This is a genomic window from Streptomyces sp. NPDC051987 (genome assembly GCF_040680735.1).
Lineage (GTDB): Bacteria > Actinomycetota > Actinomycetes > Streptomycetales > Streptomycetaceae > Streptomyces.
This window is the reverse complement of record NZ_JBFAXI010000055.1, coordinates 1-20,368: the sequence shown is the minus strand read 5'-3', so window position 1 is coordinate 20,368 and position 20,368 is coordinate 1. Positions and strand designations below refer to the sequence as shown.

At 70.6% G+C, this 20,368-nt stretch carries 41 protein-coding genes; 3 read left to right on the top strand and 38 right to left on the bottom strand.

Annotated elements, in window-relative coordinates; genetic code table 11:
• Window positions 1–74 precede the first annotated feature (74 nt).
• From AB0M11_RS26475 to AB0M11_RS26400, 16 genes are all read right to left on the bottom strand, one after another.
• Window positions 75–230 (bottom strand): hypothetical protein, encoded by a 156-nt coding sequence (locus AB0M11_RS26475; RefSeq protein WP_365709636.1) that lies wholly within the window; start codon window positions 228–230, stop codon window positions 75–77.
• The gene (locus tag AB0M11_RS26470) at window positions 223–885 is read right to left on the bottom strand and encodes a hypothetical protein (RefSeq protein ID WP_365709634.1); all 663 of its coding nucleotides are present in this window, start codon (window positions 883–885) and stop codon (window positions 223–225) included. Before AB0M11_RS26470 ends, AB0M11_RS26475 begins: the two co-directional genes overlap by 8 nt.
• Complete coding sequence (locus AB0M11_RS26465) at window positions 882–1,145, bottom strand: LuxR C-terminal-related transcriptional regulator (RefSeq protein ID WP_365709632.1); 264 nt, start codon at window positions 1,143–1,145, stop codon at window positions 882–884. Before AB0M11_RS26465 ends, AB0M11_RS26470 begins: the two co-directional genes overlap by 4 nt.
• Window positions 1,142–1,330, bottom strand: a complete 189-nt coding sequence (locus tag AB0M11_RS26460) for a hypothetical protein (RefSeq protein WP_365709630.1) — start codon at window positions 1,328–1,330, stop codon at window positions 1,142–1,144. Before AB0M11_RS26460 ends, AB0M11_RS26465 begins: the two co-directional genes overlap by 4 nt.
• The gene (locus AB0M11_RS26455) at window positions 1,327–1,572 is read right to left on the bottom strand and encodes a hypothetical protein (protein WP_365709628.1); all 246 of its coding nucleotides are present in this window, start codon (window positions 1,570–1,572) and stop codon (window positions 1,327–1,329) included. Before AB0M11_RS26455 ends, AB0M11_RS26460 begins: the two co-directional genes overlap by 4 nt.
• Before the next feature lie 78 nt (window positions 1,573–1,650).
• Window positions 1,651–2,118, bottom strand: coding sequence for a hypothetical protein (locus AB0M11_RS26450; RefSeq protein ID WP_365709626.1), 468 nt, complete (start codon window positions 2,116–2,118; stop codon window positions 1,651–1,653).
• A 17-nt stretch (window positions 2,119–2,135) separates the two neighbouring features.
• Entirely contained in the window at window positions 2,136–2,321 is a 186-nt protein-coding gene (locus tag AB0M11_RS26445; protein WP_365709624.1) for a hypothetical protein, read from the bottom strand.
• A complete protein-coding gene (locus AB0M11_RS26440) occupies window positions 2,318–2,602 on the bottom strand; it encodes a hypothetical protein (RefSeq protein ID WP_365709622.1) in 285 nt (94 codons plus the stop codon). Before AB0M11_RS26440 ends, AB0M11_RS26445 begins: the two co-directional genes overlap by 4 nt.
• Before the next feature lie 2 nt (window positions 2,603–2,604).
• Complete coding sequence (locus AB0M11_RS26435) at window positions 2,605–2,772, bottom strand: hypothetical protein (protein WP_365709620.1); 168 nt, start codon at window positions 2,770–2,772, stop codon at window positions 2,605–2,607.
• Entirely contained in the window at window positions 2,769–3,443 is a 675-nt protein-coding gene (locus tag AB0M11_RS26430) for a hypothetical protein (RefSeq protein ID WP_365709618.1), read from the bottom strand. Before AB0M11_RS26430 ends, AB0M11_RS26435 begins: the two co-directional genes overlap by 4 nt.
• A 76-nt stretch (window positions 3,444–3,519) precedes the next feature.
• Window positions 3,520–4,278: an SAM-dependent methyltransferase gene (locus AB0M11_RS26425; protein ID WP_365709616.1), complete on the bottom strand. Its 759-nt coding sequence runs from the start codon at window positions 4,276–4,278 to the stop codon at window positions 3,520–3,522.
• 5 nt (window positions 4,279–4,283) lie between these two features.
• Window positions 4,284–4,838, bottom strand: coding sequence for a hypothetical protein (locus AB0M11_RS26420; protein WP_365709614.1), 555 nt, complete (start codon window positions 4,836–4,838; stop codon window positions 4,284–4,286).
• A 95-nt stretch (window positions 4,839–4,933) separates the two neighbouring features.
• Window positions 4,934–5,167 carry a hypothetical protein gene (locus tag AB0M11_RS26415; protein WP_365709612.1) on the bottom strand — a complete coding sequence of 78 codons (234 nt, stop codon included), beginning with the start codon at window positions 5,165–5,167 and terminating at the stop codon, window positions 4,934–4,936.
• The gene (locus tag AB0M11_RS26410; protein ID WP_365709610.1) at window positions 5,164–5,433 is read right to left on the bottom strand and encodes a hypothetical protein; all 270 of its coding nucleotides are present in this window, start codon (window positions 5,431–5,433) and stop codon (window positions 5,164–5,166) included. The genes AB0M11_RS26415 and AB0M11_RS26410 overlap by 4 nt, the downstream gene beginning before the upstream one ends.
• Window positions 5,434–5,725: 292 nt before the next feature.
• Window positions 5,726–6,388, bottom strand: a complete 663-nt coding sequence (locus AB0M11_RS26405) for a hypothetical protein (RefSeq protein WP_365709608.1) — start codon at window positions 6,386–6,388, stop codon at window positions 5,726–5,728.
• The gene (locus AB0M11_RS26400) at window positions 6,385–7,275 is read right to left on the bottom strand and encodes a helix-turn-helix domain-containing protein (RefSeq protein ID WP_365709606.1); all 891 of its coding nucleotides are present in this window, start codon (window positions 7,273–7,275) and stop codon (window positions 6,385–6,387) included. The genes AB0M11_RS26405 and AB0M11_RS26400 overlap by 4 nt, the downstream gene beginning before the upstream one ends.
• Before the next feature lie 240 nt (window positions 7,276–7,515).
• On the opposite strand from AB0M11_RS26400, the gene AB0M11_RS26395 reads away from it, so the two are divergent.
• Entirely contained in the window at window positions 7,516–7,710 is a 195-nt protein-coding gene (locus AB0M11_RS26395) for a hypothetical protein (protein ID WP_365709604.1), read from the top strand.
• 65 nt (window positions 7,711–7,775) lie between these two features.
• Here the strand turns inward: AB0M11_RS26395 and AB0M11_RS26390 are convergent, their stop codons facing one another.
• The 21 genes from AB0M11_RS26390 to AB0M11_RS26290 form a co-directional block, all read right to left on the bottom strand.
• Window positions 7,776–7,985 carry a helix-turn-helix domain-containing protein gene (locus AB0M11_RS26390; protein WP_365709602.1) on the bottom strand — a complete coding sequence of 70 codons (210 nt, stop codon included), beginning with the start codon at window positions 7,983–7,985 and terminating at the stop codon, window positions 7,776–7,778.
• 151 nt (window positions 7,986–8,136) lie between these two features.
• Window positions 8,137–9,345: a T4 RnlA family RNA ligase gene (locus AB0M11_RS26385; protein ID WP_365709600.1), complete on the bottom strand. Its 1,209-nt coding sequence runs from the start codon at window positions 9,343–9,345 to the stop codon at window positions 8,137–8,139.
• 56 nt (window positions 9,346–9,401) lie between these two features.
• A complete protein-coding gene (locus tag AB0M11_RS26380; RefSeq protein ID WP_365709598.1) occupies window positions 9,402–9,671 on the bottom strand; it encodes a helix-turn-helix domain-containing protein in 270 nt (89 codons plus the stop codon).
• Entirely contained in the window at window positions 9,668–10,132 is a 465-nt protein-coding gene (locus AB0M11_RS26375) for a WhiB family transcriptional regulator (protein WP_365709596.1), read from the bottom strand. Before AB0M11_RS26375 ends, AB0M11_RS26380 begins: the two co-directional genes overlap by 4 nt.
• Window positions 10,129–10,563: a hypothetical protein gene (locus AB0M11_RS26370; protein ID WP_365709593.1), complete on the bottom strand. Its 435-nt coding sequence runs from the start codon at window positions 10,561–10,563 to the stop codon at window positions 10,129–10,131. Before AB0M11_RS26370 ends, AB0M11_RS26375 begins: the two co-directional genes overlap by 4 nt.
• Entirely contained in the window at window positions 10,560–11,198 is a 639-nt protein-coding gene (locus AB0M11_RS26365; protein WP_365709590.1) for a hypothetical protein, read from the bottom strand. The genes AB0M11_RS26370 and AB0M11_RS26365 overlap by 4 nt, the downstream gene beginning before the upstream one ends.
• Window positions 11,195–11,476, bottom strand: a complete 282-nt coding sequence (locus AB0M11_RS26360; protein ID WP_365709588.1) for a hypothetical protein — start codon at window positions 11,474–11,476, stop codon at window positions 11,195–11,197. The genes AB0M11_RS26365 and AB0M11_RS26360 overlap by 4 nt, the downstream gene beginning before the upstream one ends.
• A complete protein-coding gene (locus tag AB0M11_RS26355; protein WP_365709586.1) occupies window positions 11,476–11,718 on the bottom strand; it encodes a hypothetical protein in 243 nt (80 codons plus the stop codon). The genes AB0M11_RS26360 and AB0M11_RS26355 overlap by 1 nt, the downstream gene beginning before the upstream one ends.
• Window positions 11,719–11,720: 2 nt before the next feature.
• Window positions 11,721–12,047, bottom strand: a complete 327-nt coding sequence (locus tag AB0M11_RS26350; protein WP_365709584.1) for a hypothetical protein — start codon at window positions 12,045–12,047, stop codon at window positions 11,721–11,723.
• Window positions 12,047–12,901, bottom strand: coding sequence for an exonuclease domain-containing protein (locus tag AB0M11_RS26345; protein ID WP_365709582.1), 855 nt, complete (start codon window positions 12,899–12,901; stop codon window positions 12,047–12,049). The genes AB0M11_RS26350 and AB0M11_RS26345 overlap by 1 nt, the downstream gene beginning before the upstream one ends.
• The gene (locus AB0M11_RS26340; RefSeq protein ID WP_365709580.1) at window positions 12,898–13,674 is read right to left on the bottom strand and encodes an ERF family protein; all 777 of its coding nucleotides are present in this window, start codon (window positions 13,672–13,674) and stop codon (window positions 12,898–12,900) included. The genes AB0M11_RS26345 and AB0M11_RS26340 overlap by 4 nt, the downstream gene beginning before the upstream one ends.
• 1 nt (window position 13,675) lies before the next feature.
• A complete protein-coding gene (locus AB0M11_RS26335; RefSeq protein ID WP_365709578.1) occupies window positions 13,676–14,713 on the bottom strand; it encodes a lambda-exonuclease family protein in 1,038 nt (345 codons plus the stop codon).
• Window positions 14,710–15,069, bottom strand: a complete 360-nt coding sequence (locus tag AB0M11_RS26330; RefSeq protein WP_365709576.1) for a hypothetical protein — start codon at window positions 15,067–15,069, stop codon at window positions 14,710–14,712. The genes AB0M11_RS26335 and AB0M11_RS26330 overlap by 4 nt, the downstream gene beginning before the upstream one ends.
• Window positions 15,066–15,299 carry a hypothetical protein gene (locus AB0M11_RS26325; RefSeq protein WP_365709574.1) on the bottom strand — a complete coding sequence of 78 codons (234 nt, stop codon included), beginning with the start codon at window positions 15,297–15,299 and terminating at the stop codon, window positions 15,066–15,068. The genes AB0M11_RS26330 and AB0M11_RS26325 overlap by 4 nt, the downstream gene beginning before the upstream one ends.
• Window positions 15,299–15,487, bottom strand: a complete 189-nt coding sequence (locus AB0M11_RS26320; protein ID WP_365709572.1) for a hypothetical protein — start codon at window positions 15,485–15,487, stop codon at window positions 15,299–15,301. The genes AB0M11_RS26325 and AB0M11_RS26320 overlap by 1 nt, the downstream gene beginning before the upstream one ends.
• Entirely contained in the window at window positions 15,484–15,879 is a 396-nt protein-coding gene (locus tag AB0M11_RS26315) for a hypothetical protein (RefSeq protein ID WP_365709570.1), read from the bottom strand. The genes AB0M11_RS26320 and AB0M11_RS26315 overlap by 4 nt, the downstream gene beginning before the upstream one ends.
• Entirely contained in the window at window positions 15,876–16,250 is a 375-nt protein-coding gene (locus AB0M11_RS26310; protein ID WP_365709568.1) for a hypothetical protein, read from the bottom strand. Before AB0M11_RS26310 ends, AB0M11_RS26315 begins: the two co-directional genes overlap by 4 nt.
• 109 nt (window positions 16,251–16,359) lie before the next feature.
• On the bottom strand, window positions 16,360–16,881 hold the full coding sequence (locus tag AB0M11_RS26305; RefSeq protein ID WP_365709566.1) for a hypothetical protein: 522 nt from the start codon (window positions 16,879–16,881) through the stop codon (window positions 16,360–16,362).
• Window positions 16,878–17,159: a hypothetical protein gene (locus tag AB0M11_RS26300; RefSeq protein ID WP_365709564.1), complete on the bottom strand. Its 282-nt coding sequence runs from the start codon at window positions 17,157–17,159 to the stop codon at window positions 16,878–16,880. Before AB0M11_RS26300 ends, AB0M11_RS26305 begins: the two co-directional genes overlap by 4 nt.
• A gap of 172 nt (window positions 17,160–17,331) precedes the next feature.
• Window positions 17,332–17,595: a helix-turn-helix domain-containing protein gene (locus AB0M11_RS26295; RefSeq protein WP_365709562.1), complete on the bottom strand. Its 264-nt coding sequence runs from the start codon at window positions 17,593–17,595 to the stop codon at window positions 17,332–17,334.
• Window positions 17,592–17,888, bottom strand: coding sequence for a helix-turn-helix transcriptional regulator (locus AB0M11_RS26290; RefSeq protein ID WP_365709560.1), 297 nt, complete (start codon window positions 17,886–17,888; stop codon window positions 17,592–17,594). Before AB0M11_RS26290 ends, AB0M11_RS26295 begins: the two co-directional genes overlap by 4 nt.
• 267 nt (window positions 17,889–18,155) lie before the next feature.
• Here AB0M11_RS26290 and AB0M11_RS26285 point away from each other — a divergent pair, with 267 nt between their 5' ends.
• Complete coding sequence (locus AB0M11_RS26285) at window positions 18,156–18,572, top strand: XRE family transcriptional regulator (protein WP_365709558.1); 417 nt, start codon at window positions 18,156–18,158, stop codon at window positions 18,570–18,572.
• A 160-nt stretch (window positions 18,573–18,732) separates the two neighbouring features.
• The gene (locus AB0M11_RS26280; protein WP_365709556.1) at window positions 18,733–19,008 is read left to right on the top strand and encodes a hypothetical protein; all 276 of its coding nucleotides are present in this window, start codon (window positions 18,733–18,735) and stop codon (window positions 19,006–19,008) included.
• Window positions 19,009–19,012: 4 nt separating this feature from the next.
• Here the strand turns inward: AB0M11_RS26280 and AB0M11_RS26275 are convergent, their stop codons facing one another.
• Window positions 19,013–20,266 carry a site-specific integrase gene (locus AB0M11_RS26275; RefSeq protein WP_365709554.1) on the bottom strand — a complete coding sequence of 418 codons (1,254 nt, stop codon included), beginning with the start codon at window positions 20,264–20,266 and terminating at the stop codon, window positions 19,013–19,015.
• Window positions 20,267–20,368: the final 102 nt, after the last annotated feature.

The window sequence follows — 20,368 nt, the reverse complement described above, 5'->3', positions numbered from 1 at the left end:
TCACGCCAATGAGGACACCCGGTAGCCGGTTGGAGCCGAGCCGAATCCAGGATGCCACGCGCGGGCGGCCGTCGTCACAGCATCCGGCAGGCCCGCCACAGCCACACCGCCGCGCCCGTGGAGTGGTGCCCGCACAGCCACGCGCCGAGTTGGTCGACGTGCCACTCGAAGCGGAGCCTGGCCCGAGTGGTGGCCGGCAGGCGTGGGGGCAGGACGCGGAGTTCAGGCACTGGACTGCTCCTCGTGCTCCTCGGCGAGGGTGTGCATGTCGGTCTCGGCGCGTTCGCGGAGGACGTCGGGATGCTGTGTGATGGCCGGGCCGGGTGTCGGTTCGTCGTATTGGTCGAGTTCGGCGAGGCGTGCGGCGCGTTCGGTGTCGGTGAGGGCCGCCCACTGGGCGTGGTGTCGTTCACGCAGGCCCGGTCGGACGGTGGCCGGGCCGGGCGCGGGTTGGTCGAGGAGCGCGCGCCAGCCTTGGAAGTGCTCGGGCTGGACGGCCGACATGCCGGGCCCGTCGTAGCTGGACCGCGACCAGTACGCCTCGAACGCGTCGAGGACTTCCTGCAGCGTCCCCTCCGCCGTGTCGGCGCGCTTCTTCTGCTCGTTGGCATAGGCGACCGCTTCGGCCCGGTGCGCGACAGCGGTGATCTTCTCGGTGCTCTTCCTGGCGAACGCGGCCATCGTGACGTGCCCGACGAGCTGCGAGCAGAACGTGTACGCGGCGTGCTGGCGTGCGTCGCCGATCTCGCCGATGACTTCGTTGACGAGGTCGGGGCGTGGGCAGTCGACGAGGGAGCAGGTGATGTGGCCGCCGTCGCCGAGGAACAGGGTGCTGTTGCCGCAGGCCGGGCAACGGCCGTGAACTTCGATCATGCGGTCGCTCATGCTGCGGTCTCCTGCTGCTGGTCGGGGAGTTCGATCTCGTCGAAGCGGATGACGCATCGCCGTAGTGCGATGACGACGGCGTGTGTCCGTGACCGGGCGCCGAGCCGGACGACGGCCTCCTTCAGGCGCAGGTTGACCGCGGTCTCGGTGGTGTTCAGCCGGTGGGCGGCTTGGCGGCTGGTGTAGCCGGCGGCGATGAGACGGAGGGCTGCGAGTTGGCCGGGGCTGAGGGGTTGGCCTTCGACGCCGGGGTTTCTCACAGGTACTCCTGGCTTGCGAGTCGGATGGTGCGGATGCGGTTGATCTGCCGGTTGGTGAGTCCTTGGCCACGCAGGTCGTGTTTCTCGCGTTCGCGGAGCCGCCGGCCGCGTCCGCGGCGGGGTCGGGGTACGGGGGTGAGGTCGGCCCAGTCGGGATCGCAGAGGGCGAGCTGGACGGCGGTCACGGCTGGGCCTGTTCCGGCTGCCGGGCGCACGAGCACGCGCAGTTCCCGGTCGGTTCGGGGCGGCCTGTCGCCTTCGCGTGTTCGCGGTCTTCGTCGTCGGCCCACGGGTGCGGCTGGGGTGGGGTGTAGTGCTGGTCGAACTGGCAGGGCCAGCAGCGGGTGTAGCAGACGATGGCGGGGGCTTGGCCGTTGAGGGCGGCGAGGAGTTGCTGCCGGACTTCTTCGGTGGGCTGGTCGGTCATGCGGGTGCTCCGTGGTGTGGTTGGGCCGCCGCGCAGACGGCCCAACAGGCAGGCGAGGGGGTCAGGCGGCGGGTGTGGTCAGCCCCAGTCCGAGCAGAGCACCCACTGCGGGCGCAACTGCTTGGGCGTGATGCCGAGAGCAGCAACGGCGGCGCGCAGCTTGTCGTCCCAGTCGGACGGCACGGTGCCGAGTTCGGCGGGATCGAAGAGGATCGGGCTTCCGCGCCACGCGGTCTTGGAGTAGGCGGCCAGCACCCACATCGGGTACTCGGAGGAGCAGTGGCTGACGAGCTTCACGCCGAGCCGCGTGAGGGCTTCTTCCTTCCGGTCGTAGTAGCCGTCGACCTGCCAGTCGGTCTCGGTGAAGTCGGCGATCTGCGCGAGGAGGCGCCGTTCGATGGCCTCCTCGAAGTCCTCGTCTCCGTCGGGGTCGTACCAGTCGAGGGTGGGCAGTTCGCCGTACTCGCCGAGGCCGTTGATCTTCCAGCCGTCTCCGCCGCCGAGGTCGTAGCCGTAGGCGAGAATCGCGTCTGTGGACATTCCCATGTGGATCTCCTTCGGGTTCACTGGGTGATGCGTCGGGTGGGGATGCGGACGGTGCGGGTCGGCAACGGCCTGCCACTGGCCTTCCAGCGGCGGAAGGCGATGAGCGCGCGTTGCTGCGGTTCTGGGCAGCGGCACCAGGGGGTGTGGCCGCGCCGCGCGTGGCGGGATCGAAGGCGCATCTGCTTGCGGTAGCGGGCGTTCATGCCGCCTCCTGGTAGCCCTGAGGCTCTGTGCGCCTCCGTGGGGCTCGTGTAGCGCGTGCGGCGTGGATTCGGGCCCGGAGCCGCCCACGACGCCACGACGGGCCGCTGGGACGCCACCGTGCGGCCTTCCAGACGGCACGGCAGACCGTCCACACGACGACGGTGACCGCGTACAGGGCGATCGTTGCGAACATGGCGGCCAGGAGCAGCCACGCGGCGCCGGCGTAGAAGAGCTGGGTGAGGGTGTTGATGGCGTCGGCGAACAACGGCGCGCGGCTCACGGTCAGCCCTCCCCGCACACGTGGTCGGCGGGGTCGAACGGCTGCCCGTTCTCGTCGTGCAGGGTGGGCCCCTCGTCCTCGTCCCACCACGCATCGCCCGAGGCGCCGCAGGCCCCGCACTCCCACCGGCCCGCGATGCTGATCCCGGTGAAGCCTCCGCTGCTGCTCACTGCTCGGCCCCCTCGTTGTCTGCCGCAGCCTCCACCGGCACAACAGGGGCGGCGGCGCATCCGCAGTCCGGATCGGCTGCACCCCCGGCGACGGTCAGGCAGGTGGCCAGGTGCCCGGTCGTCGCCTCGTAGGGGTCCGGCTCGCCGGTCACCTTGCGCGCGAGGGCGTCCATGGAACGGCGGCCCAGCCGCATGCTCGGCGTCTCGGTCTGGGTCTGCTGCGGCTCGGCCGCCAACCGGCGCAGCTCGTCGGCAGCGTCGTCTACGCCGCCCTCGTACCGATCTTGCTCGGCGACGGCCCACCGTTCGAAGAACTCCGGCCGCCACACCTTCAGCCAGTCAGCCACCTCCCGCAGGACGGCGGCCCGGCCGGTGGACGGCAGCACAGCCAGCACCGCGTCGGCGACCTCGCCGTACTCGTCGGGCTCCAGCATGTCGGAGTCCCACGTGAAGCCCTCGGCCTCGCAGACAGCGCGGCGAATGCGGTCGCGCAACACGGCCCGATCCGGCAACGAGGCCGGCACAGACGGGACGGCGTCAAGCGCGGCGTTCACCGCCCGCCAGATCATGGCATTCCGGTCGACCACGGTGGCCGGAAGGAAGTCGACTGGCTGCTGCCGGATGTACGCGAACACGGCGTCGTAGGCGGGCTGACGCGGGTTGGTGGCCATGTGGCTCCTTGGGTTGTGAGAGTGTCGGGTGCCGGCCGCCCCCTCGGTTGCTGCGAGGGGGCGACCGCGCACGAGGTCATGCGGCGGCGGGCAGGCGGCGGCTGAGGATGTGCTCGGCGGCGCGCTCCCCGATCCACCGGGCGAACGCGGGTGGGATCGCTTCGCACACCTCACGGATCCCGAGCCGGACCTGCTCCCCGCGGGCGTCCTCGGGGACTTTGATCCACGGCATGCCCATGGCGTCGCACGCCGCGCGCTGCCACGCCTTGGAGTGCTTGCCGCCGTGGATGGACATGAACGGCTTCTCGGGGGTGGGCAGGTAGCCGTTGCGGGTGCAGAGCTTGACGTGCCGCGGGTGCTCCGGCGCGGTGAGGGTGAGGCCGCCCCCGGTCTCGAACAGCCGGTGCCGGTACATGATCAGGTCGAACATCGGACCGCACAGGGTGATCGGATCCCGAAGGTCGGAGAGTGCCGGCTCCACGTTCTCGATGACGAACGGGCGGCCCGTGGTGAGCATGGCGTCGCGGGTCGGGTGGATCAGCTCGGGATAGATCTTGTGGTTGTAGGCGTTCAGGTTCGACTTGGCCTGGCAGGGCGGGGAGCCGTGGATCAGGTCGTACTCGTGGCCGTGGGCGCGGATGTACTCGATCGCGTCGCCCTGGATGAATGTGAACGGGTAGTTGGGCTGGGGGTCGATGTCGACGCCGACGACGTCGAAGCCGGCCAGCCAGTAGCCGACGGCCATGCCGCCGGAGCAGCAGTAGGTGTCGAGGACGGTCAGGCCGTTCGGGATGCGGGAGGCGCCGAGCTGGGCGAGCAGGGGGGTGTCGGTCATGGTGGTCATTCGCCCGCCCCGCCAGCAGCCGGCACAACGGCGCAGCGACGCCGCACGGTGATCCCCGGCCCCGTGTCCACGCCGTCGCCGTGCCGCTCGATCAGCTCCGCCTCCTGGTCGTACCCGTCGAGCGGACGCTGCGGCACCCACTCCAGACGGCCGACCTCGTCCTTCTGCGACCGCAACCACGCCTCTGCTGCGCCCTTCGCCGCGTGCTCGTCGTTGGCGTAGCCGATGAGGTAGTCGGAGACGTTGCCGGGCTCGTACATGGCTTCCCAGGCGGGGAGGAGTTCGGCGGCTGCGGCGGCGCGGAGGCGGCGGATCTCGGCGACGAGCGCCGGCACGTCCGTCCGGGCGGCGGCCACGAACTCGGCGTCGTAGTGGTGCCGGTCGGTCGTGTTCTCGAACGAGGTGAACGGGCCGAAGCCGACGGCGAACGGGGCGTGCGAGCAGCCGTACTCGGAGCAGTCGCAGTAGTCGAGTTCGATGTTCCACGGTCCGGCCGTGGCGGCGTTGGCGCGGGCTTCGATGGTGTCGAGGTCGGGATCAGTGCTGGTCATGACCGGTTTCCTTACTGAATGGCGGGTCAGTTGGTGGTGTTGGGGTGGGTTGCGTTGGCCGGGCCGGGTGGTGGGACGGCTGGCCGGGCTGGTGGTCAGGCGGCTTCGGCGCGTCGCACGAGTCGGAGGTGCCGGCGCTTTTTGGAGAGGCTGGTGTCGTCTTGCCAGTGCCAGCCTTGGAGGGCTTTGCCGAGGTCGGCCCAGTGCTGGGCTTGTTCTTCGGGCGTCCAGCGGGCGGGCGGCCGGTGGCCGGGCTGGGGCGGCGGAAGTGCGTGGCCGAAGGTGCCGGTGGGGAGTTCTTCGGCGAGGAGCCGTTCCAGCGGGGTCACAGCTGGTGCTCCGCAACGTGCTGGGCTTCCTCGGTGGCGTCGGCGTCGTGGCAGCGGACGCAGAGCTTGACGGGTGGCAGGCCTTCGATGCGGCGGGTGCACCAGTGGTCGCCCTGGTCTTCGATTTCTGCGATCAGGCGGGCGGCTTCGATGAGGTCGACGCGCCCGATGCTGTCGATGCAGTCGTGGTCGGGCTTGCGTTCGAAGAGGGGCCGGGTTTGCTTGCAGCGGTGGCACTTTCCTTCGGGTGGCGGGGCGGCGGGCACTGGTCCTCCTGGTCGAGTTGGTGGCGGGTCTCGGTGCGGTAGCGGCGTACGGCGTCGGCCCAGGCTTCGGGTGGGTAGTCGCGTTCGGGTGGTGGTCCGGGGGGCTGGGTGCCGGTTGGCCATGCGCCGGGCTTGTGGTCGGGCGGGATGGGGATCTGGCCCCAGCGGACCTTGCGTCCGCGAGGCTCGGGCGCGGTGCTTTTGGTCGGCCGGATGAGGCTGCGCATGTAGGTCTGGAGGTCGCCGTCGGCTTTGAGGGCGGTGATGTCGTCGCGGTGGACGGGGTGGTCGTTCATGCGGTGTCGGCCTCCGGTTGCTGGGTCTGGGCGTCGCGGGCGTCGTCGACGCGGGACGGGTGCGGGGTGGTGCGGCGCTTGTTCGAGGTGGCGCCGCCGCCGGGGACGATGCGGCGGGAGCGGCAGGGCTCGCCGGCCGGGGCATGGCACCAGTCGCAGTCGACGGCGAGCGCGTCGGGTTGGCCCGTGGTGAGGGCGGCGCGGCGGGCGGCCTTGACGGGCCGGTACTCGTCGAGGGCCTCGTCGACTTGGCGGGGGACGTACGACCCGAGGGTCTTCAGGCGGGCGGCAACGTCGGGGTGCATGGGCCCGGCGGTGAGTTCGTGCTGTGCGGGTTCCTGCTGGCCGGTGGCGACGGCGGCTCGGGTGGCGCGGAGCTCGGCCTGGTAGGCGTGGACGTTGTCGGGGTCGGCTGCCGGGGTGGGGTCGGTGTGGCGGTGGAGTCGGTCGGCGCGGGTGCGGCGGACGTGAGCGGCGATCTCTCCGGGTGAGACGAATGGCTGGGTGGAGGCGATGGCAACGGCGGCGGTGCGGGCTTCGTTGAGGTGGAAGGGGTAGAGGAGGTCGTGCCAGACGTCGGCGGTGAATTCGTCGAAGCGTTGGGCGGGGCAGAGGGATCGGACGTAGCGGCAGAGGACTGCGGCTTCTTCGTTGGTCATGCGGTGCCTCCTTCTGCGGCGGCTTGATCGCGGGCTCGGGCGCGGGCGAGGGAGCGTTCGAACCAGGCATCTGTCTCGGCCTGTTGGTGGCTGGGGTTGCTGCGCGGTTGTCGGCGTGCGCTGCGTTCGGCGTCTTCGGCGATCCACTTGCGCCAGGCTTCGGACCAGTTGGGGCGTCGGGTGCCGGTGGAGCGGTAGTGGCGGATGAACTGCTGGGTGGAGAACCGGATGTCGAAGTCGGGGTAGACGCCGTTGGCCCACCGGCGCATGGAGTCGCTGACGGTGAAGCCGTCGATGTCGATGGGGGCGGGGGGACCTTCGGGCCAGTCCGTGTCGGAGGCGGTGTTCGCGACGAGCGCGAGCTCCCCCCGGTTCATAGGACGGTTAGTGGGTGGTTCAAAGGACGGTTTGGGTGACGTGGGCGTCACCCCACCGGCGACGTGGGCGTCACCCCACTCGGACGTGGGCGTCACCCCGGGGGTGACGTGGGCGTCGGGGGGTGACGTGGGCGTCACCCCTGACGTGGGCGTCACCCCTACCTCGTACTGAGCTGCACCTTTGCGGCCACCGCGCGCACGGGATGACGCCAGCGTCACCCGTGACGTCCGCGTCACCTCGTCGGCGCCGGCGCGACCGCCCGGGACGGTGATCTCCATCGCGAGGTCGTAGACGTGCGGGCGCCGTTCCTGCGGGATGTGCGCGGCGGCCGACTGGTCCCCGTCGCGGATGAGACCGAGCTTGGCCAGCTCCTTGAGGTCGCGCTGGACGGACCGTTCCGCCTTGCAGGCGTACGCGGCGAGGGTGCGCACCGAGGGGTACGCGCTGCGGCCGTGCTTGTCGGCGTGGTCGGCGAGGCCGAACAGGGTGCCGAGAAGCTGCGGGGGCATGGGGGGTGCGTATTTGAGTGCCCACACTGTGGCTTCGAGGCTCAACGGTCCTTCTCTCGGTCGTGCTGGTCAGGGCATGCGAGATGAACCCCCAGTTCAGGGCGGCTTGGTCGATGCCCTGCCTGCCCTAGATCCTACCGCCGCTGGTGGCAAATTGCATATGCGTTCTGCGACCATGACGCACCTGTGACGCAATGCGCGGTGTCGACTAGTCGCCCGCAGATCAGCTAGCCTTTTGCCATGGCAGCCCGCGACCCCATGCCCAACCGAGTAGTGCGTGTCTCCGACGACGACTGGAGCGCGTACCAAGAGGCATGCGACGCCAAGGGCATCTCCCGCTCGGACGACCTGCGGATGTACATCAAGAAGGAAGTCGCGCGCTGGCGCAGGGAGCAGCGCGACATCGCCGCTGCGAAGAACATCGCCGAGTCCTGACACCGTCTCCTCCTCGTCGTACGGCCCCGCACCGGAGTGCGGGGCTTCCTGGTGTTGCGGACCCGTCACTGCCTCCGGCGGCCCCCGCCGCGGGCCCGCAGGGTCACGCCAGCCTCCAACAGCAACTCCCGCGCGAGCCCGTACGAGCGGCCGATCTGCCGGGCAACGGACTGGATCGTGCAGCCCTGCACGTACAGCTCGGCGGCCTGTTGGGCGGTGGCCGTGCGGTCGGGGCCGGTGAGGTGGGTGCCGGGGTTGTGGCTGGTGATGGTCACGTGGTGCCTTTCTGGTTGGTGGTGCTGGTGGTGTGCGGCTGGTCGGAAAGGTGGGCGCCGTCCCGCTGAGCGGCGGGGGGAAGGGCGGGACGGCGCCCGGGTGGCGGCCGTGACGCGGGGCGTCTGGGGGCGGCCGCCGGCTTCAGATGGCTCAGGTGTCGTCGTCCACGACGAACGGCGCCGCGGCCTCCGGCTTCACCGCCCGCCACAGGTGCAGCCCCGTCGGTCGCCCGTCGAGGAGCAGGAACATGCAGGCACGGACCGCCCGGTCCTCGATCTGCTGAGCCGCCCGCGCGAACACTCCGCGGTCCGCGCCGAGGTGGGAGATCGCCGCATACGCTTCGGCGGTCTGCTTGCCGAGCTCACGGGCCTGGAACTCCAGCCGGGCCGCGACCGACTTCACCCACTGGTCGAACTCGTCGGGGACCGCGTCGAGGAGCGCGGCGAGCGGCGACGCCCCGGTCTGCTGGACAGCGGCCACCTCGCCGACCGGGCAGCCGAGGGCCTTGGCGACGAGCTTCGCGGGCTGGTCGGCGTACCGCTGCATGCCGACCATGCGCCAGATGTCCCGTTCGGTGATGCCGGTGAGGACCTTGTGGAGGCGGACGTACTCGGACAGCTTCACCTTCGCGCGGAGCCCGTTGGCGTAGCGGATGACGTAGCCCTCGGTGGAGATCCCGGAGGTGGGGGTGCCGTCGGGCCGGGTGTTGGCCTCGGCGAGCTTCACCAGGTCGGCCAGCGGCAGCATCCGCCAGGAACGGACGACGGACCCGATGGGCTCCCAGTCCGGTGCGGCCCACTCCAGCTGTGCCTCGCGGCCGTTGTCCCGGTAGGCGCCGAGGAGGACGAGGTCTTCGCGGTCGCCGTAGTCGACGACGATCCGGTTGCCGGGGTAGACGATCTCGCACAGGTAGGTGGTGCCGGGGATGAGGTTGCTGGTGTCGCTCGTCATGAGCCACGCCTGCGCCCACATGGCTTGCTCGCTGGTGAACGAGCCCTTGGACGCAACATGCCAGCGGCCGTCGTAGTGGAAGACGATGCCGAGGCTGCCGTCGACCTTGTCGTACACGCGGAACGGCTCGCCCTCAGGCAGGGGCGGGGCGTAGGTACGGCCCTGCTGGTGTTCGCCGACGTTGAAGAACTTCGGGAACGGCCACGCGATGATCTGCCCAGTGGTGTCGTCGGCGATGAGGCCGCGGCAGCGGAGGGTGGCGGTGTTCCAGGCCTGCTGGTATTGGGCGGCCCGGGTGTAGGTGTAGATCGACAGCGGCAGGTGGGGGTGTGGTTTGCGGGTGATGTGCCCGGCGTCGAGTGCGGCGGTGAGCTCGTCGGGTGGGATGAGCTCGGTGAGGGTGGTCATCGTGCTACTCCTTGGGTTGGGTGCCCCGGCCGATTCGCGCGGCCGGGGCCACTCAGTCAGCTGTGATTGCGGATGGTCCCGACCGTCACCCCGAACTCGACGGCCAGATCACGCGCCAACTCGCCATCCACGAGCCGCCGCCGGATCTGGTCCCGCTGCGCCGGCGTGAGCTTCGGCCGCTTGTAGTACGGCGGCGGCTCCGGGAGCCCGAGCGGCTGCGGGCGGGGCGCGTGCGCGATGCACTTCCAGCCGGTTCGGTAGAAGCGGACCTCGCCGTGGTGGTCGCCGTTGACGCCGTCGCACGGCTCCGGATCGCGGGCGCTCACGCCGCAGCCTTCGAGGTCCCGGTCCGGCGCAGCCGGTTGTCCGCGTCCGTGTTCGCCTGACGGCACGGACCACACGCGTCCTCACCGGCCGCCCGATGCCGGCGATAACCGGCGCGGGTTCCGCACTGCGCCGGCTCCCTCTTCTTCGGCGGTTCTTCCGGCACCGCCTGCGACGAGACGGCCTGCCCAGGCTGCTTGCGCCCCTCCAGCTCCTTCGCGACCGCCCGGCGTTCGTTCGGCCGCAGCCCGGCCCGGATGCCGTGGGCCATGTCGCCGGTGTGGACCGCGTCGAAGAAGCAGTCGACCTTGACCGGACACGGCCCGCAGATCCGCTTGGCGGCCTCGATCTCGGCCTCGTCGTTCTCCGGGTGCATCGCGCTCCACTTGCCGAGGCATGCGGCACGGAGGCGCCAGTCGGCGGGCTGGCGGGTGGCGGGAGCAGCCCCGGTGTAGTGCTTCATGCCGCCTCCCCGAAGATCGCCGTGTACGCGGCTCGCATGACCCGGTCCTCCATGTGGCCCGGCGCGACGCACTGCTCGTAGCCGCAGCCGGGAAGGACCAGGCCCTCCGGTTCCCGGGTGTGCCCGAACCGCCACGCCACCCGGTAGGCGGTCTCGTTACGCAGGACGCCCTGGACACGGTGCTTCACCACCGGCGTGCCGCGCTCGTTGCGGAATCCGGTCCACTTCAGGTGGCCGCCGTCGACTTCCTCGACGCGGGCCTGGAAGACCTCCTCGACGGGCCTGGGCCGGGGGTGGGTGGGCACGGCGGGGATCCCGAGGGCGCGCCGCGCCTTGATGACTTGGTCGCGGTGGACGCCGAGTTGGCGTGCGATGCCGCGGTCGGAGTGTCCGGCTCGCAGGAGTTGGGCGACGTCTTCGCGGATTTTCATCGGGCCACCGCCGGGATGTTCAGCGGCCACGTGACCCCGTCCAGGGCCCGCCGGTGCGTGTCCGGGAGGACGGCCAGCGGGTAGCCGAGCCAGTGCAGGCCCATCGCCGCGAGGACGACCGAATCCGCTTGGTCGTAGCGGCCGCGGCCCTCGCACGGCACCCGGTACCGCTCGATGACGGCCGCCCGGACCATGCCCTTCGCCATCGTCTTGCGCCGGCTGGGCGGGTAGTCCTTGGCCGGGTTGGCCACCCCGCAGGCGTAGATGATCCGATGCTGCGGCGGGCAGGTGGCGAAGGGGATCCGGCGGCGCCACAGGTCGTGCTTGATGATGCCGCGGAGGTAGGTCATCTCCTCGACGCCGGGCCGGTAGCCGACGGACATGGCGACGCCTTCGATGACGACGAGGCTGGTGTCCTCGGGGATCCGCTCGCGGATGGCGCGCCGGTGGAACTCCAGGCGGTCGTGGCCGTCGCGGTCGCCGGGGATGAGGGCTTCGGCGGTAGTGCCATTGCTGATGCCGGTACAGGTCAAGGAAAGATCCAGGCCGTACACGGTCGGCAGGGCGGTGGGCCGGGGCTCGGCCGCCGCGGGGACGGCCGGGGTCTCGGTGTCGAACAGGGTGGGCGCTGTCACGGCTGCTCTCCTTCCTGCTGCTCACGAATGGCGTCGAGGAGCCGGTCCGCGCCGGCCTGGTATTCGGGCAGGCTGAGGATCAGTGCGCACTCATCAGCCCAGTCGGTGCGGACGCCTGCGACGTTGTCCGCGGCCGGGGCCGGGAGACCGACCCGGGCGCCGGCCTGCGCGGCCCGCTCTTCCTCGGTTAGCGGGGTGTGGGTGGCCCGCCAGCCCATGGCGGCGATCACCACGAAGGACCCGCCGAAGACGGCGGCCATCACGATGCCGATGCTCATCAGGCGCTCCCGTCCGGGTTGCGGCAGTCCATGCACACCACGCCGCCGAGCCGCAGCCGGGCGTGCAGGGTGGTGCGGCCCTCGTGCGGGCAGTGCGCCTCGAACTGGTCGAGGGCCTCGACGGGCCGGAGCATCGGGTGCGGGGCCCGGTGGGCACCGGACGGCTTCGGCCAGGCGCGGGCGATGAGCGCGGCCCCGGAGAGGCTGGCCATGAGGCAGCAGGCGCCGACAGCAAGGGGCATGATCACGACGCGGCCCCCTGCCTCAGGTCGTGCAGCTCCTTCGTGTCCGCGATGTGCGAGCGCTGGAGGTCGTCGAGGCGCTGCTGCATCTCGGCCAGCGCCCGGTTCGCGAGGAGCAGCTGGCGGCGCAGCTCGGCATCGCCCGGGAGCGGACGCGGCGCCACCACCACGGCGTCCGGCCGCTCGTCGCGCAGGCGGTCGATCTGGGCGGCCTGCCGGGTGATGGTCGACAGCCGTTCGGCGGCGAGCTTCAGCGCCTCGTCGCGCGCCTCGGCCGTCCGCTCGTAGCGGGCCCGCAGGTCCTGGTAGGTGCTTTTGAGGACGGGCATCACAGGGCCTCGCTCTCTGTCGTGCTGGGCGCGGGCCGGAGCGGCCACGTGCCGTCGATCACCGCATTCGGGTCGTGCTTCTCACCCGACTTCACCGGATCCCGCAACCACGCCTGATACGACGCCGCGTCCTCCCGCGCCCACACCACCTGGCGGCGGTGCAGCTCCTCGACGGTCACGAACGCCAGATCGTTGAACCGGTCGTACGGGCCGCGCCGGTTCCGCAACCGGTGCACCCAGTCCGGCCGCTCCTTCGGCCGGGTGTGGGCGATCGCACCGATCCGGTACGCCACCCGCGCGGACTGAAGCGCGTCGTAGGTGGCGCCGTGCGCCTCGTCCTCGTCCCAGTCCAGGCCGTACGTCTCCGCGCTGGTGCGCATCTGGTACGGGCCCTGCTTCTCGCTCACCCGCCGCCGGTAGGGGGCCGCGTGCTTATCGAGAACGAGGGTGTCGATGACCCGGGTCAGCGGTGCCCGGCAGATCCCTTCGAGGCTGTCGCCGAGGTGCCGCCCGCATTCCGCGCTCAGCAGGTTCAGGTCGAAGCTGCCGAGGTTGTGGCCGACGAGCGGGATGCCGGCCGCGACGACCTCGGCCACCGACTTGGCGATCTCCCCGACCGCCTGCTCCGCCGGCGCCCCGTGCTCGGCGAGGTACTCGTCCGTCAGGCCGTGGACGGCGATCGCGCCAGGCTCCTGCGCGACGCCCGGATTGACGAGCCACTCGCGGATGTCGGCGGGCAGGCCGCCGCCGACGAGGATGAGCGCGCAGGACACGATCCGGGCGGTCGCCGGGTCCTTGTCGGACGCCTCGAAGTCGAGGGCGGCCATGCGCTGGGTGAACCAGAGGTCGCTCATGCGGCACCCCCGGCGGCGCGCTCCTTGCCGATCCGCACGACCATCGCGCCGATCTGCTCCTCGTCACCGACCTCGTTGGTGACCAGCGCCCCCAACTGGCGAGTCGTGCCCAGCTCGTGGTGGATCTGCCGCAGACGCCCGGCGCTCGTCTGCGGGTTGCAGATCTCGTCCAGGTACGACACGGCCGGCCGCACCGGGGACTCGGCCCGCTCGAACTGGACGGCGTCGGCGTCCCGGTCCTCGGTCGGCACGAGCCCGTTGTTGATGAGGAGGGTCCGCAGCGCGATCGACTGCGCCTTCGGCGTCGACCGGCCGCCGGAGTCCGATGCCTCGCCCGCGGCCTGCGACTCGAAGAACGAGCCGTCCGGACCGTAGATCCGGAACGTCACCAGGGCGGTGCACTCGCGCATCCGGCCGCCGGAGCTGGTGGAGATGTCCCGGTACTCGGTCTCCACCCTGTGCTGGATCACCAGCACGCCGTGCTTGCGGCAGGCCGGGCCGAACGCGTTCAGCGCGGTCTCGATGCCGCGGAAGTTGAACCGTCCGGCGCGGCCGCCGTCGAAGCGCTCGTTCTTCGCGATCGAGCGGACCTCGCCCATGACCCGGGACCAGGCGATGACGGCGCTGGTCGTGGGTTCGGCGTCCTTGCTGAGGTCGCCGAGGTCGGGCTCGGCCAGGTTCGGCGCCTCACGCACCTCGTACCGGATGGCCGCAGGCTCGGTCTCGTCCAGCGTTCGGCCGGCTGCGGCGGCTGCGTTCTCACGCAGTCCCATGTCAGATGCCCCCCTTGTACTGCTTGGCGATGTCGATGCGTTCGGTCGGGTTCGGGGTGACGCACGCGGCGTAGGCCTCGGGGAAGCGCTCGGCCATCAGCTCGAAGTCGACCTTCGGTGCGGCGTTCGTGGGCTCCAGCGAGTAGGCGCGCTCGCCGCCGAGGCGGGCTTCCTGCGCGCCGCCGAGGGCGGCGACCATGCGGGCCTTCGCGGCGTTCTTCGCTTTCTTCGCGTCGGCTTCGGTGCGCTGGTGGCGGCCGTAGGCGAGGAGGGCGTCGAGGGCGTCCGCGTGCATGTCGACGTCCACGGAGCCGCTGCGGGTGGGGTGGAGGCGGCGGAGCAGCTTTGTGACGGCCTCGCCGTCGCCGTCCGGCGCCGGGGGGACTTCGGCCTTGACGTGCTCGGTCCAGAACCGGTCGACGGCGGTGGTGATGTCGGCCATGACGTCGCGGTACTCGTCGGCGCGGATGACGCCCTGGTGGTAGTCGTTGCCGCCGATGAGGACGGCGTAGTGCATGTGCTCGTAGCCGTTGACGATGATCTGCCACAGCACCTGGGCGGTGACGTCGTCGGGTGCTCCGGCGTGCCACTGGGCGGACTTGAAGGCGCTGCGGGTCTTCACCTCAAGGCCGCAGGGTGACTGCTCGTCGGAGTCGAGCGGGCACTCGGTGACCCTGCGGTCGAGGGTGGTCATCCAGTGCGGGTGGTCCTGGTGGGCGACGAGCCCAACGCGGCGGATCACCGACCGGTTCTGCATGGCCCACCGGTGGGCGACGTTCGCTTCGTTGACGGTGCCCCAGTAGGCGGCTTCGCCAGCGTCGTCGACGTCGTGGCCGAGCTTGTCGTAGTAGACCTTCAGCGGCGGGTTGTGGTCGATCAGGCCGAGGATGGCGGGGACGTCGGAGGAGCCGATGCCGTTGCGGCGGGCGGTGAGCCAGTCGGCGCGGTCGGCGTCGGCGGAGAGGATGAGCCGGCCGGTCGGTGTGACGCGGCGGCCGGCGGCCGGAGCAACTGCCCCGGCCACGGTCGTGTCCGTCATGCGGCACCGCCCAGCTGGCGGCGGGCCGTGCGCAGCAGCCCCAGGTCGATCGCAATGGCCACCGCGTGCGCTCCGGACCGGGCGCCGAGAGCCCGGTACAGGGTCCGCCGGTGGGTTTTGATCGTGTTCTCGGAGCGGCAGATCCGGCGGCCGGTCTCTGCGGCGTCTTCGCCGGAGGCGAGGCCGACGAGGGCGGCGTACTGCACGTCGGTGAGGCGGACGGTGGGGGCCGGGCCGCGGTTGACGTGGACGGCCAGGTAGTTGGCGAGGGCCTCGGCCTGCCGGATGCTGAGCGGAAGGTCGTGTTTTTCGGCTGCGGTGATGACTTGCCTTCGCAGGGTGTTGGCGCTGATCATCGGTCCCCCGGGTGGGTCTGGTTGAGGTGGTAGAGGCGGCGGTCGTCGATGTCGGCCGGGGTGAGCAGTCCGGCCCGGGCCAGCCCGCGTAGGTCCTTGCGGGCCGTGTTCCGGCCGTAGGTCGGCCACGTGCCGGCGAGGAGTTGTGCGGCGAGCTGGGTGGTGACGGGGCGGCCGTATGCCCTTATGGCGGCGAGGAGGTGGCCGCGGCGGGTGAAGTGCTCGGCCATCAGCGCTTCTCCTTCCGGGTGTTGAGGGCGGGGGCGGTGGCGATGCCGATCAGGCACACCCCGGCCGCGGCGAGGAGTCCGGCGGCGCCGGCGGCGGGCCCGGTGAAGGGGATCGCGGCGGCGGTGGAGACGGCGGCGGCCGCGGTGGTGGTGGTGGCGGTCCAGTGGGCGGCGAGGCGCAGGTTCATCGCTGCTCACCCGCCTTCTCCGCGCGGGCCTTCGCCTCGTACTCGGCGTGGCTGATGAGGATCTGCTGCACGCGCGGCATGTCCTCACCGCGGAGGGCGGCCGCCCGCAGTTCCCGCATCCGCGCCCGGAGCCGCTGCAACTCGCCGGGGTAGGCCTCGCCGTCGGGGAGCCGGTAGTCGGCGATGTCCCGCAGCGTGGTGATGCAGTCCTTCCAGCCGGACCCGTACCAGATGGGTCCGGTGAGGGCGGTGCAGTCGACGGGGACGGCGTTGATGCGGGCGATGGCGTGGCCGATGGACTCGGCGCGGTGAACGTCGAGTAGCGCCGCGATCTCCGCGTCAGCGGTTGCCAGTACGCCCGGATGCGCGAGGATCTGCTCGCGAGCGCTCATGCGGACCGCCTCCGGTCCTGCTGCGCGGGCACCGGACGGGGCGCCGCAATCACCGCGCACGCATCCCGCAACTCGCCGACCGCAGCCCCGTACAGCGGGATCGTCCCGCCGCCCGCCAGCCGGTCCACGAGCCGCTGCATCTGCTCGTCGAACTCGTGCCGAGCGTGGCTGTCGCGGCCCTGGTGGATCGCGGACTTGAGGAGGTCACCGATCCCGGCGAGCTCCTCGCCCAGGCCCTCCGGGTCCTCGGCGGCGTCCGTCACCAGCTGGGTGAGGAGCGCGCGGATCAGGAAGGTGCTGATGTCGAGCTCGGCGCCCGACTCGGTGGCTTCGATGGTGAGAGGGAACGGGCCCTCGATCCGGAACTTCATCGGGTGCCGTCCTTCGGGCTGGTGGTGGGGAAGTCGCGGTCGACGAGGGCCTTCACGAGGAGCGCGCCGTCGGCGAAGAACGCGAGGAAGAGGAACTCGATGGGCCACATCACGAGGCACCGCCCGTCTCGGGCAGCGGCAGGTCGTGGCTCACCCGGTACTCGTGATGCAGCGGGCTGTCGTGCGGGTCCTCCAGCGACTCCCGCAACGCCTGCACCGGCGCCAACAGCCGAGTCAGCTTGTCCTCCGACCGCTCAACCTCGCGGGCCCGCAGCTCCCGCACGGCGTCGTCCAGGGCCTCGTTCGTCGAGTGCCGCTCGGCCTCCAACTCGGCAACCCGAGCCTTCAGCAGGTCCCGCTCGCCCTCGGCGTCGATGCACGCCTTGCGCCAGCGCGCACGGCTCGGCTCCAGGAACTGGACGTCGGCCCGCAGCTCCCGCCGCCCACGCTGCGCCGACTTCAACGCCAACCGCAGCCGCGCGTTCTCCAACTCCTCCTCGTAGAGCGCCAAGTTCGCGCCCGTCAGCTCCTCCTCGACCACATTGAGGGTCCGCGGCTCCGTGCCTACCGGCATCGGCAGAGCACCCTGCGCGGCCACCGCGTCCGGCAGGTTCGTGATCGGCTCACTCATGCCGCCACCGCCTCGCGCAGCGACGGAAGGACGGCCTGGCCCACGACCGTCAACGCGTGCACCTGAACCGGCACCGCGCCCCGACGGCTCGTCTTCTCCAGCTCCGTGAGCAGCGTCCACGTCCGGCACCCCGGCGTACCGTCGACAACCACCCGGCCGCCCAGCTCAGCCAGCCACGGCATCATGTCGTCGATGTCCGCGAGGATGACGTGCACCGCATCCGGCAACGACACCAGCGTCGGCGCGGGCAGCCCAGTCCTGTCGATCAGCACCTGCACCGCGTCGTTGTTGTCCCTGATCCGAGAGAACGGGGCTTGGTGCAGAGGGACGGGGTTCTGAGATGATGTGCCCATCGAGGGCCTCTCTTCCTTCATGGTTGGGGTCCGCCGATCGGGGGCTGCTCGGGCCGGCGAAAGTCAGAGCGGCCCTTCGGCGCGTTCAGGGGATGCGTCAGCCGCGCACTGAGCGGCGGCTGGGCAGCGGCACCAGTGCGGCCAGCGGCGACGGGGACGCCTCGATGGGCGTGGGCGTCGCCAGCGGCCCGGCGCTGGGCTCGTGGTGGAACAGGACGTCGATGCGTTCGAGGTCGGCGTCCGTGAAGTACACGGTCCGGGCGATCTTGGTGTGCGGGAGCTTCTTGATGTTCTTGCGGAGCCAGCCCTCGCTCACGCCCAACTGCTCCGCGGCCTCCGGGTACTTGAGGCGGCGGCTCATGCCGGGACCGCCGTGAGCGTCACGTCGTCCTCTTCGGGGGCCGGTACCGTCCGGCCGGTGTGCTCCCAGAGGACGAGGAGGTCTACTCCAAGCCGTTTGGCAATTGCCAATGCTTCGTCGTGGGTGGCGGTGCTGCGCTCTCCGGTGCGCAGGTGACCGATCTTGCTGGGGTGGCATTGGGCGGCCTGGGCGAGTTCTCGGACTGAGACCTCGCGGCCGTTGCCGGTGCGCTGCATGAGCTGGACCAGGAGGTCGGGGCTCACGAGCACCATCGGGTTTTGCTGCGGACGCACGCGTTCACCTCCGTAGACGCGGTGTGCGTTTCCGTGAACAAGACCGACAGTACACGCCCGTAGTCATGGTGTCTACGGAAACGCACAGTGCAGCGAGATTCGGTCATCACACCCCGTGTGTATGGCGCGCACAGGGTGCTTCCGTAGACACTCTGTGCTGGAGCGTGAACGGTCGTCCGCCCCGACCTGCTATTTGCTCAGTGATCAAAAGCCGTAACGTAGACATCAACCGTCACGTGAAGGAGATGAAGGGGCAGAATGCACGCCATGACTGAGCAGCGGACCGACTTCGCCGACCTGGTACGGCAGCGGCGTGCCGACCTGAAGATCAGCGTCCGGAAGCTCGAAGAGCTTTCCGTTGACCCTGAGACGGGCGCCCAGGCCAAGTACGGATGGATCAGCAAGGTCGAGCGCGGCGAGAGCACCGACGCACCCGCCCCCGCCCTCCTGCGCGCCCTCGCCGCCGGCCTGTCGCTCCCACTGCGGACCCTCCAGGAGGCGGCCGCAGCGCAGTACCTGGACATGCAGTCGTTCCTCTGGAGCGAGGACCACACCACCCGGGTTCTCGCGGCCCGCATCGAGGAGATGACGGACGAGGAACGGCAGCAGCTGGCCGCCATCGCGGAAACCTTTGCCCGGAGGCGTACGGAGCGCGACGGCAAAGGCGCAGGCAAGACGGACTAAAAGTACGACTTACCACTACTCTGTGGTTCCCTCTGGTCACAGCCTGATCGGTGTGGCACAGTCGGTGATCCGCCTGGGGGGCGCGAACGGATCACTCCATACGGGCGCTCGAACGTCAGAACGAGCGCCCGTGCGGCTGTACGTGGGGAAGGTGGGAGCGATGGCTGACGACGGCAGCGCCACGTCGCACAGCGAAGAAGACGACAACGAGGAAACGTCACGGCCCCCGGAAGACAACCCGCAAGCCGAGTTCAAGATGGAACTCGTCGATGCACTGCCCGGGGGCCGCGCCGTGGTCGGCGTCGAGCGGAAAGGCGAGTTCATGTGGCTCGCCTCCAAGGAGCACGTCAGCCAGCAGGCAGTCGACGAGTTCGTAGAACAGCTGACACGCATCGTCAACGAAGGCTGGTGGGTCCAGAACTGGCCCGGCCGGTAGGCCGTCACACCAGCCGGCGGATCCCCGGGGCGGCCGGCCCGGCGCCCATCACAGCGTCAACGGCCGCCCGGATCTCGCCGTCCAGGGCCTGCACCAGATGCCCGTACCGGTCCACGGTCGTCGTGATCGACTCATGGCCCAGCCGCGCCTGAATCGCGGGCAGCGGGATCCGCTCGCCGATCAGCCACGCCACATGCGTGTGCCGCAGGTCGTGGATCCGGGGCCGCTTCGGCAGACCTTTCTCAACGGCCGCGTTCACCGCGGGGACCCAGCGTCGGCGCCAGAAGTTGTCGTGGCGCCAGCTCTTGCCGCGCGGCGTCTCGAAGAGGAGGTCCTCGGGGCGCTTGCCCGCCATCCGGCGGCGCAGCATCTCCATCTGGGCGTCCGTGACCGCGATGACGCGCCGGGCCTTGCGGGTCTTCGGCGGCCCAAGGAAGTACGCCGGGCCCGCTTCGCCCGGCGCGCTGCGCTTCCAGGAACGGTGGACACCCACCGTGTTCCGGATGAGGTTGACGTCGCGGACCTGCAGGGCGGTCGCCTCGCCCCAGCGCATGCCGGTGCCCACGAGCCAGTCGGCCAGATCCCGGGCGTGCGGGTCCTCGATCTCGGCGGCGATGCGGGCGTACTCGTCGTGCTCAAGGAAGCACATCTCGTCGTCGATGCCGTCGTCGACCCGCGGCAGCCGCGTACCCAGGCAGCAGTTCTTGGACCGCAGCGGCGGATCCGCCTCGACCGCGGCCTGGACGATCGCGGAGAGCAGCCCGTGCCGGTTGGCGATGCTCTTCGGGCTCGCCGGCCGCCGCAGCCACGCCTCCGGGTTCGCCGGGTCCCGCTCGCCCGCCTCCTGCGCCCGTACCCAGTCCTGGACGTCGTCGCCGACGACGTTGCCGATCGTTGCGTCCACAACGAGCCCTGACGGCTGGGTGTGCCGCATGACTGCGAAGTGGTTGTCGACGTCGCGCTTGTAGTCGCGGCGGGTGCGCTCGTCGATGCCGATGAGCCGGTCGACGTAGCGGTGGGCCCACTGGACGAGGGGCATGTCTCCCTCGACCAGCTGCTCCGTGGCGAAGCCCTTGCCCTTCACCCAGCCTGCCGGCCACTGCTGGCCGTTGGCGTCGACCAGCTTCTTGAACTCCTCGGCCGCGGTCTCGTCGCCGAACTTCTCGGTCTCCCAGTCGCCGCCGCGTCCGCCTTGGAGCCAGCGGACTTGGTAGATCGCGGTTCCGTCCTTGCGTTCGCGCTTCCTGATGCTCGCCATGGGGGGAGGGTAGTGGTTGTGAGTCGTCTGCGTTAGGCCCGCGTTTGGCCGAGTTTTCTATCGGTACTGGTAGGGGACGGAGGCGGACGGGAATCGAACCCG

Coding starts and splice junctions, on each gene's coding strand:
- AB0M11_RS26470 (WP_365709634.1), bottom strand. CDS start 885: ATGAGCGACCGCATGATCGAAGTTCACGGCCGTTGCCCGGCCTGCGGC.
- AB0M11_RS26455 (WP_365709628.1), bottom strand. CDS start 1,572: ATGACCGACCAGCCCACCGAAGAAGTCCGGCAGCAACTCCTCGCCGCC.
- AB0M11_RS26450 (WP_365709626.1), bottom strand. CDS start 2,118: ATGGGAATGTCCACAGACGCGATTCTCGCCTACGGCTACGACCTCGGC.
- AB0M11_RS26445 (WP_365709624.1), bottom strand. CDS start 2,321: ATGAACGCCCGCTACCGCAAGCAGATGCGCCTTCGATCCCGCCACGCG.
- AB0M11_RS26430 (WP_365709618.1), bottom strand. CDS start 3,443: ATGGCCACCAACCCGCGTCAGCCCGCCTACGACGCCGTGTTCGCGTAC.
- AB0M11_RS26425 (WP_365709616.1), bottom strand. CDS start 4,278: ATGACCGACACCCCCCTGCTCGCCCAGCTCGGCGCCTCCCGCATCCCG.
- AB0M11_RS26420 (WP_365709614.1), bottom strand. CDS start 4,838: ATGACCAGCACTGATCCCGACCTCGACACCATCGAAGCCCGCGCCAAC.
- AB0M11_RS26405 (WP_365709608.1), bottom strand. CDS start 6,388: ATGACCAACGAAGAAGCCGCAGTCCTCTGCCGCTACGTCCGATCCCTC.
- AB0M11_RS26400 (WP_365709606.1), bottom strand. CDS start 7,275: ATGCCCCCGCAGCTTCTCGGCACCCTGTTCGGCCTCGCCGACCACGCC.
- AB0M11_RS26395 (WP_365709604.1), top strand. CDS start 7,516: ATGGCAGCCCGCGACCCCATGCCCAACCGAGTAGTGCGTGTCTCCGAC.
- AB0M11_RS26385 (WP_365709600.1), bottom strand. CDS start 9,345: ATGACCACCCTCACCGAGCTCATCCCACCCGACGAGCTCACCGCCGCA.
- AB0M11_RS26375 (WP_365709596.1), bottom strand. CDS start 10,132: ATGAAGCACTACACCGGGGCTGCTCCCGCCACCCGCCAGCCCGCCGAC.
- AB0M11_RS26370 (WP_365709593.1), bottom strand. CDS start 10,563: ATGAAAATCCGCGAAGACGTCGCCCAACTCCTGCGAGCCGGACACTCC.
- AB0M11_RS26360 (WP_365709588.1), bottom strand. CDS start 11,476: ATGAGCATCGGCATCGTGATGGCCGCCGTCTTCGGCGGGTCCTTCGTG.
- AB0M11_RS26355 (WP_365709586.1), bottom strand. CDS start 11,718: ATGCCCCTTGCTGTCGGCGCCTGCTGCCTCATGGCCAGCCTCTCCGGG.
- AB0M11_RS26350 (WP_365709584.1), bottom strand. CDS start 12,047: ATGCCCGTCCTCAAAAGCACCTACCAGGACCTGCGGGCCCGCTACGAG.
- AB0M11_RS26345 (WP_365709582.1), bottom strand. CDS start 12,901: ATGAGCGACCTCTGGTTCACCCAGCGCATGGCCGCCCTCGACTTCGAG.
- AB0M11_RS26340 (WP_365709580.1), bottom strand. CDS start 13,674: ATGGGACTGCGTGAGAACGCAGCCGCCGCAGCCGGCCGAACGCTGGAC.
- AB0M11_RS26335 (WP_365709578.1), bottom strand. CDS start 14,713: ATGACGGACACGACCGTGGCCGGGGCAGTTGCTCCGGCCGCCGGCCGC.
- AB0M11_RS26330 (WP_365709576.1), bottom strand. CDS start 15,069: ATGATCAGCGCCAACACCCTGCGAAGGCAAGTCATCACCGCAGCCGAA.
- AB0M11_RS26325 (WP_365709574.1), bottom strand. CDS start 15,299: ATGGCCGAGCACTTCACCCGCCGCGGCCACCTCCTCGCCGCCATAAGG.
- AB0M11_RS26320 (WP_365709572.1), bottom strand. CDS start 15,487: ATGAACCTGCGCCTCGCCGCCCACTGGACCGCCACCACCACCACCGCG.
- AB0M11_RS26315 (WP_365709570.1), bottom strand. CDS start 15,879: ATGAGCGCTCGCGAGCAGATCCTCGCGCATCCGGGCGTACTGGCAACC.
- AB0M11_RS26310 (WP_365709568.1), bottom strand. CDS start 16,250: ATGAAGTTCCGGATCGAGGGCCCGTTCCCTCTCACCATCGAAGCCACC.
- AB0M11_RS26305 (WP_365709566.1), bottom strand. CDS start 16,881: ATGAGTGAGCCGATCACGAACCTGCCGGACGCGGTGGCCGCGCAGGGT.
- AB0M11_RS26295 (WP_365709562.1), bottom strand. CDS start 17,595: ATGAGCCGCCGCCTCAAGTACCCGGAGGCCGCGGAGCAGTTGGGCGTG.
- AB0M11_RS26285 (WP_365709558.1), top strand. CDS start 18,156: ATGACTGAGCAGCGGACCGACTTCGCCGACCTGGTACGGCAGCGGCGT.
- AB0M11_RS26280 (WP_365709556.1), top strand. CDS start 18,733: ATGGCTGACGACGGCAGCGCCACGTCGCACAGCGAAGAAGACGACAAC.
- AB0M11_RS26275 (WP_365709554.1), bottom strand. CDS start 20,266: ATGGCGAGCATCAGGAAGCGCGAACGCAAGGACGGAACCGCGATCTAC.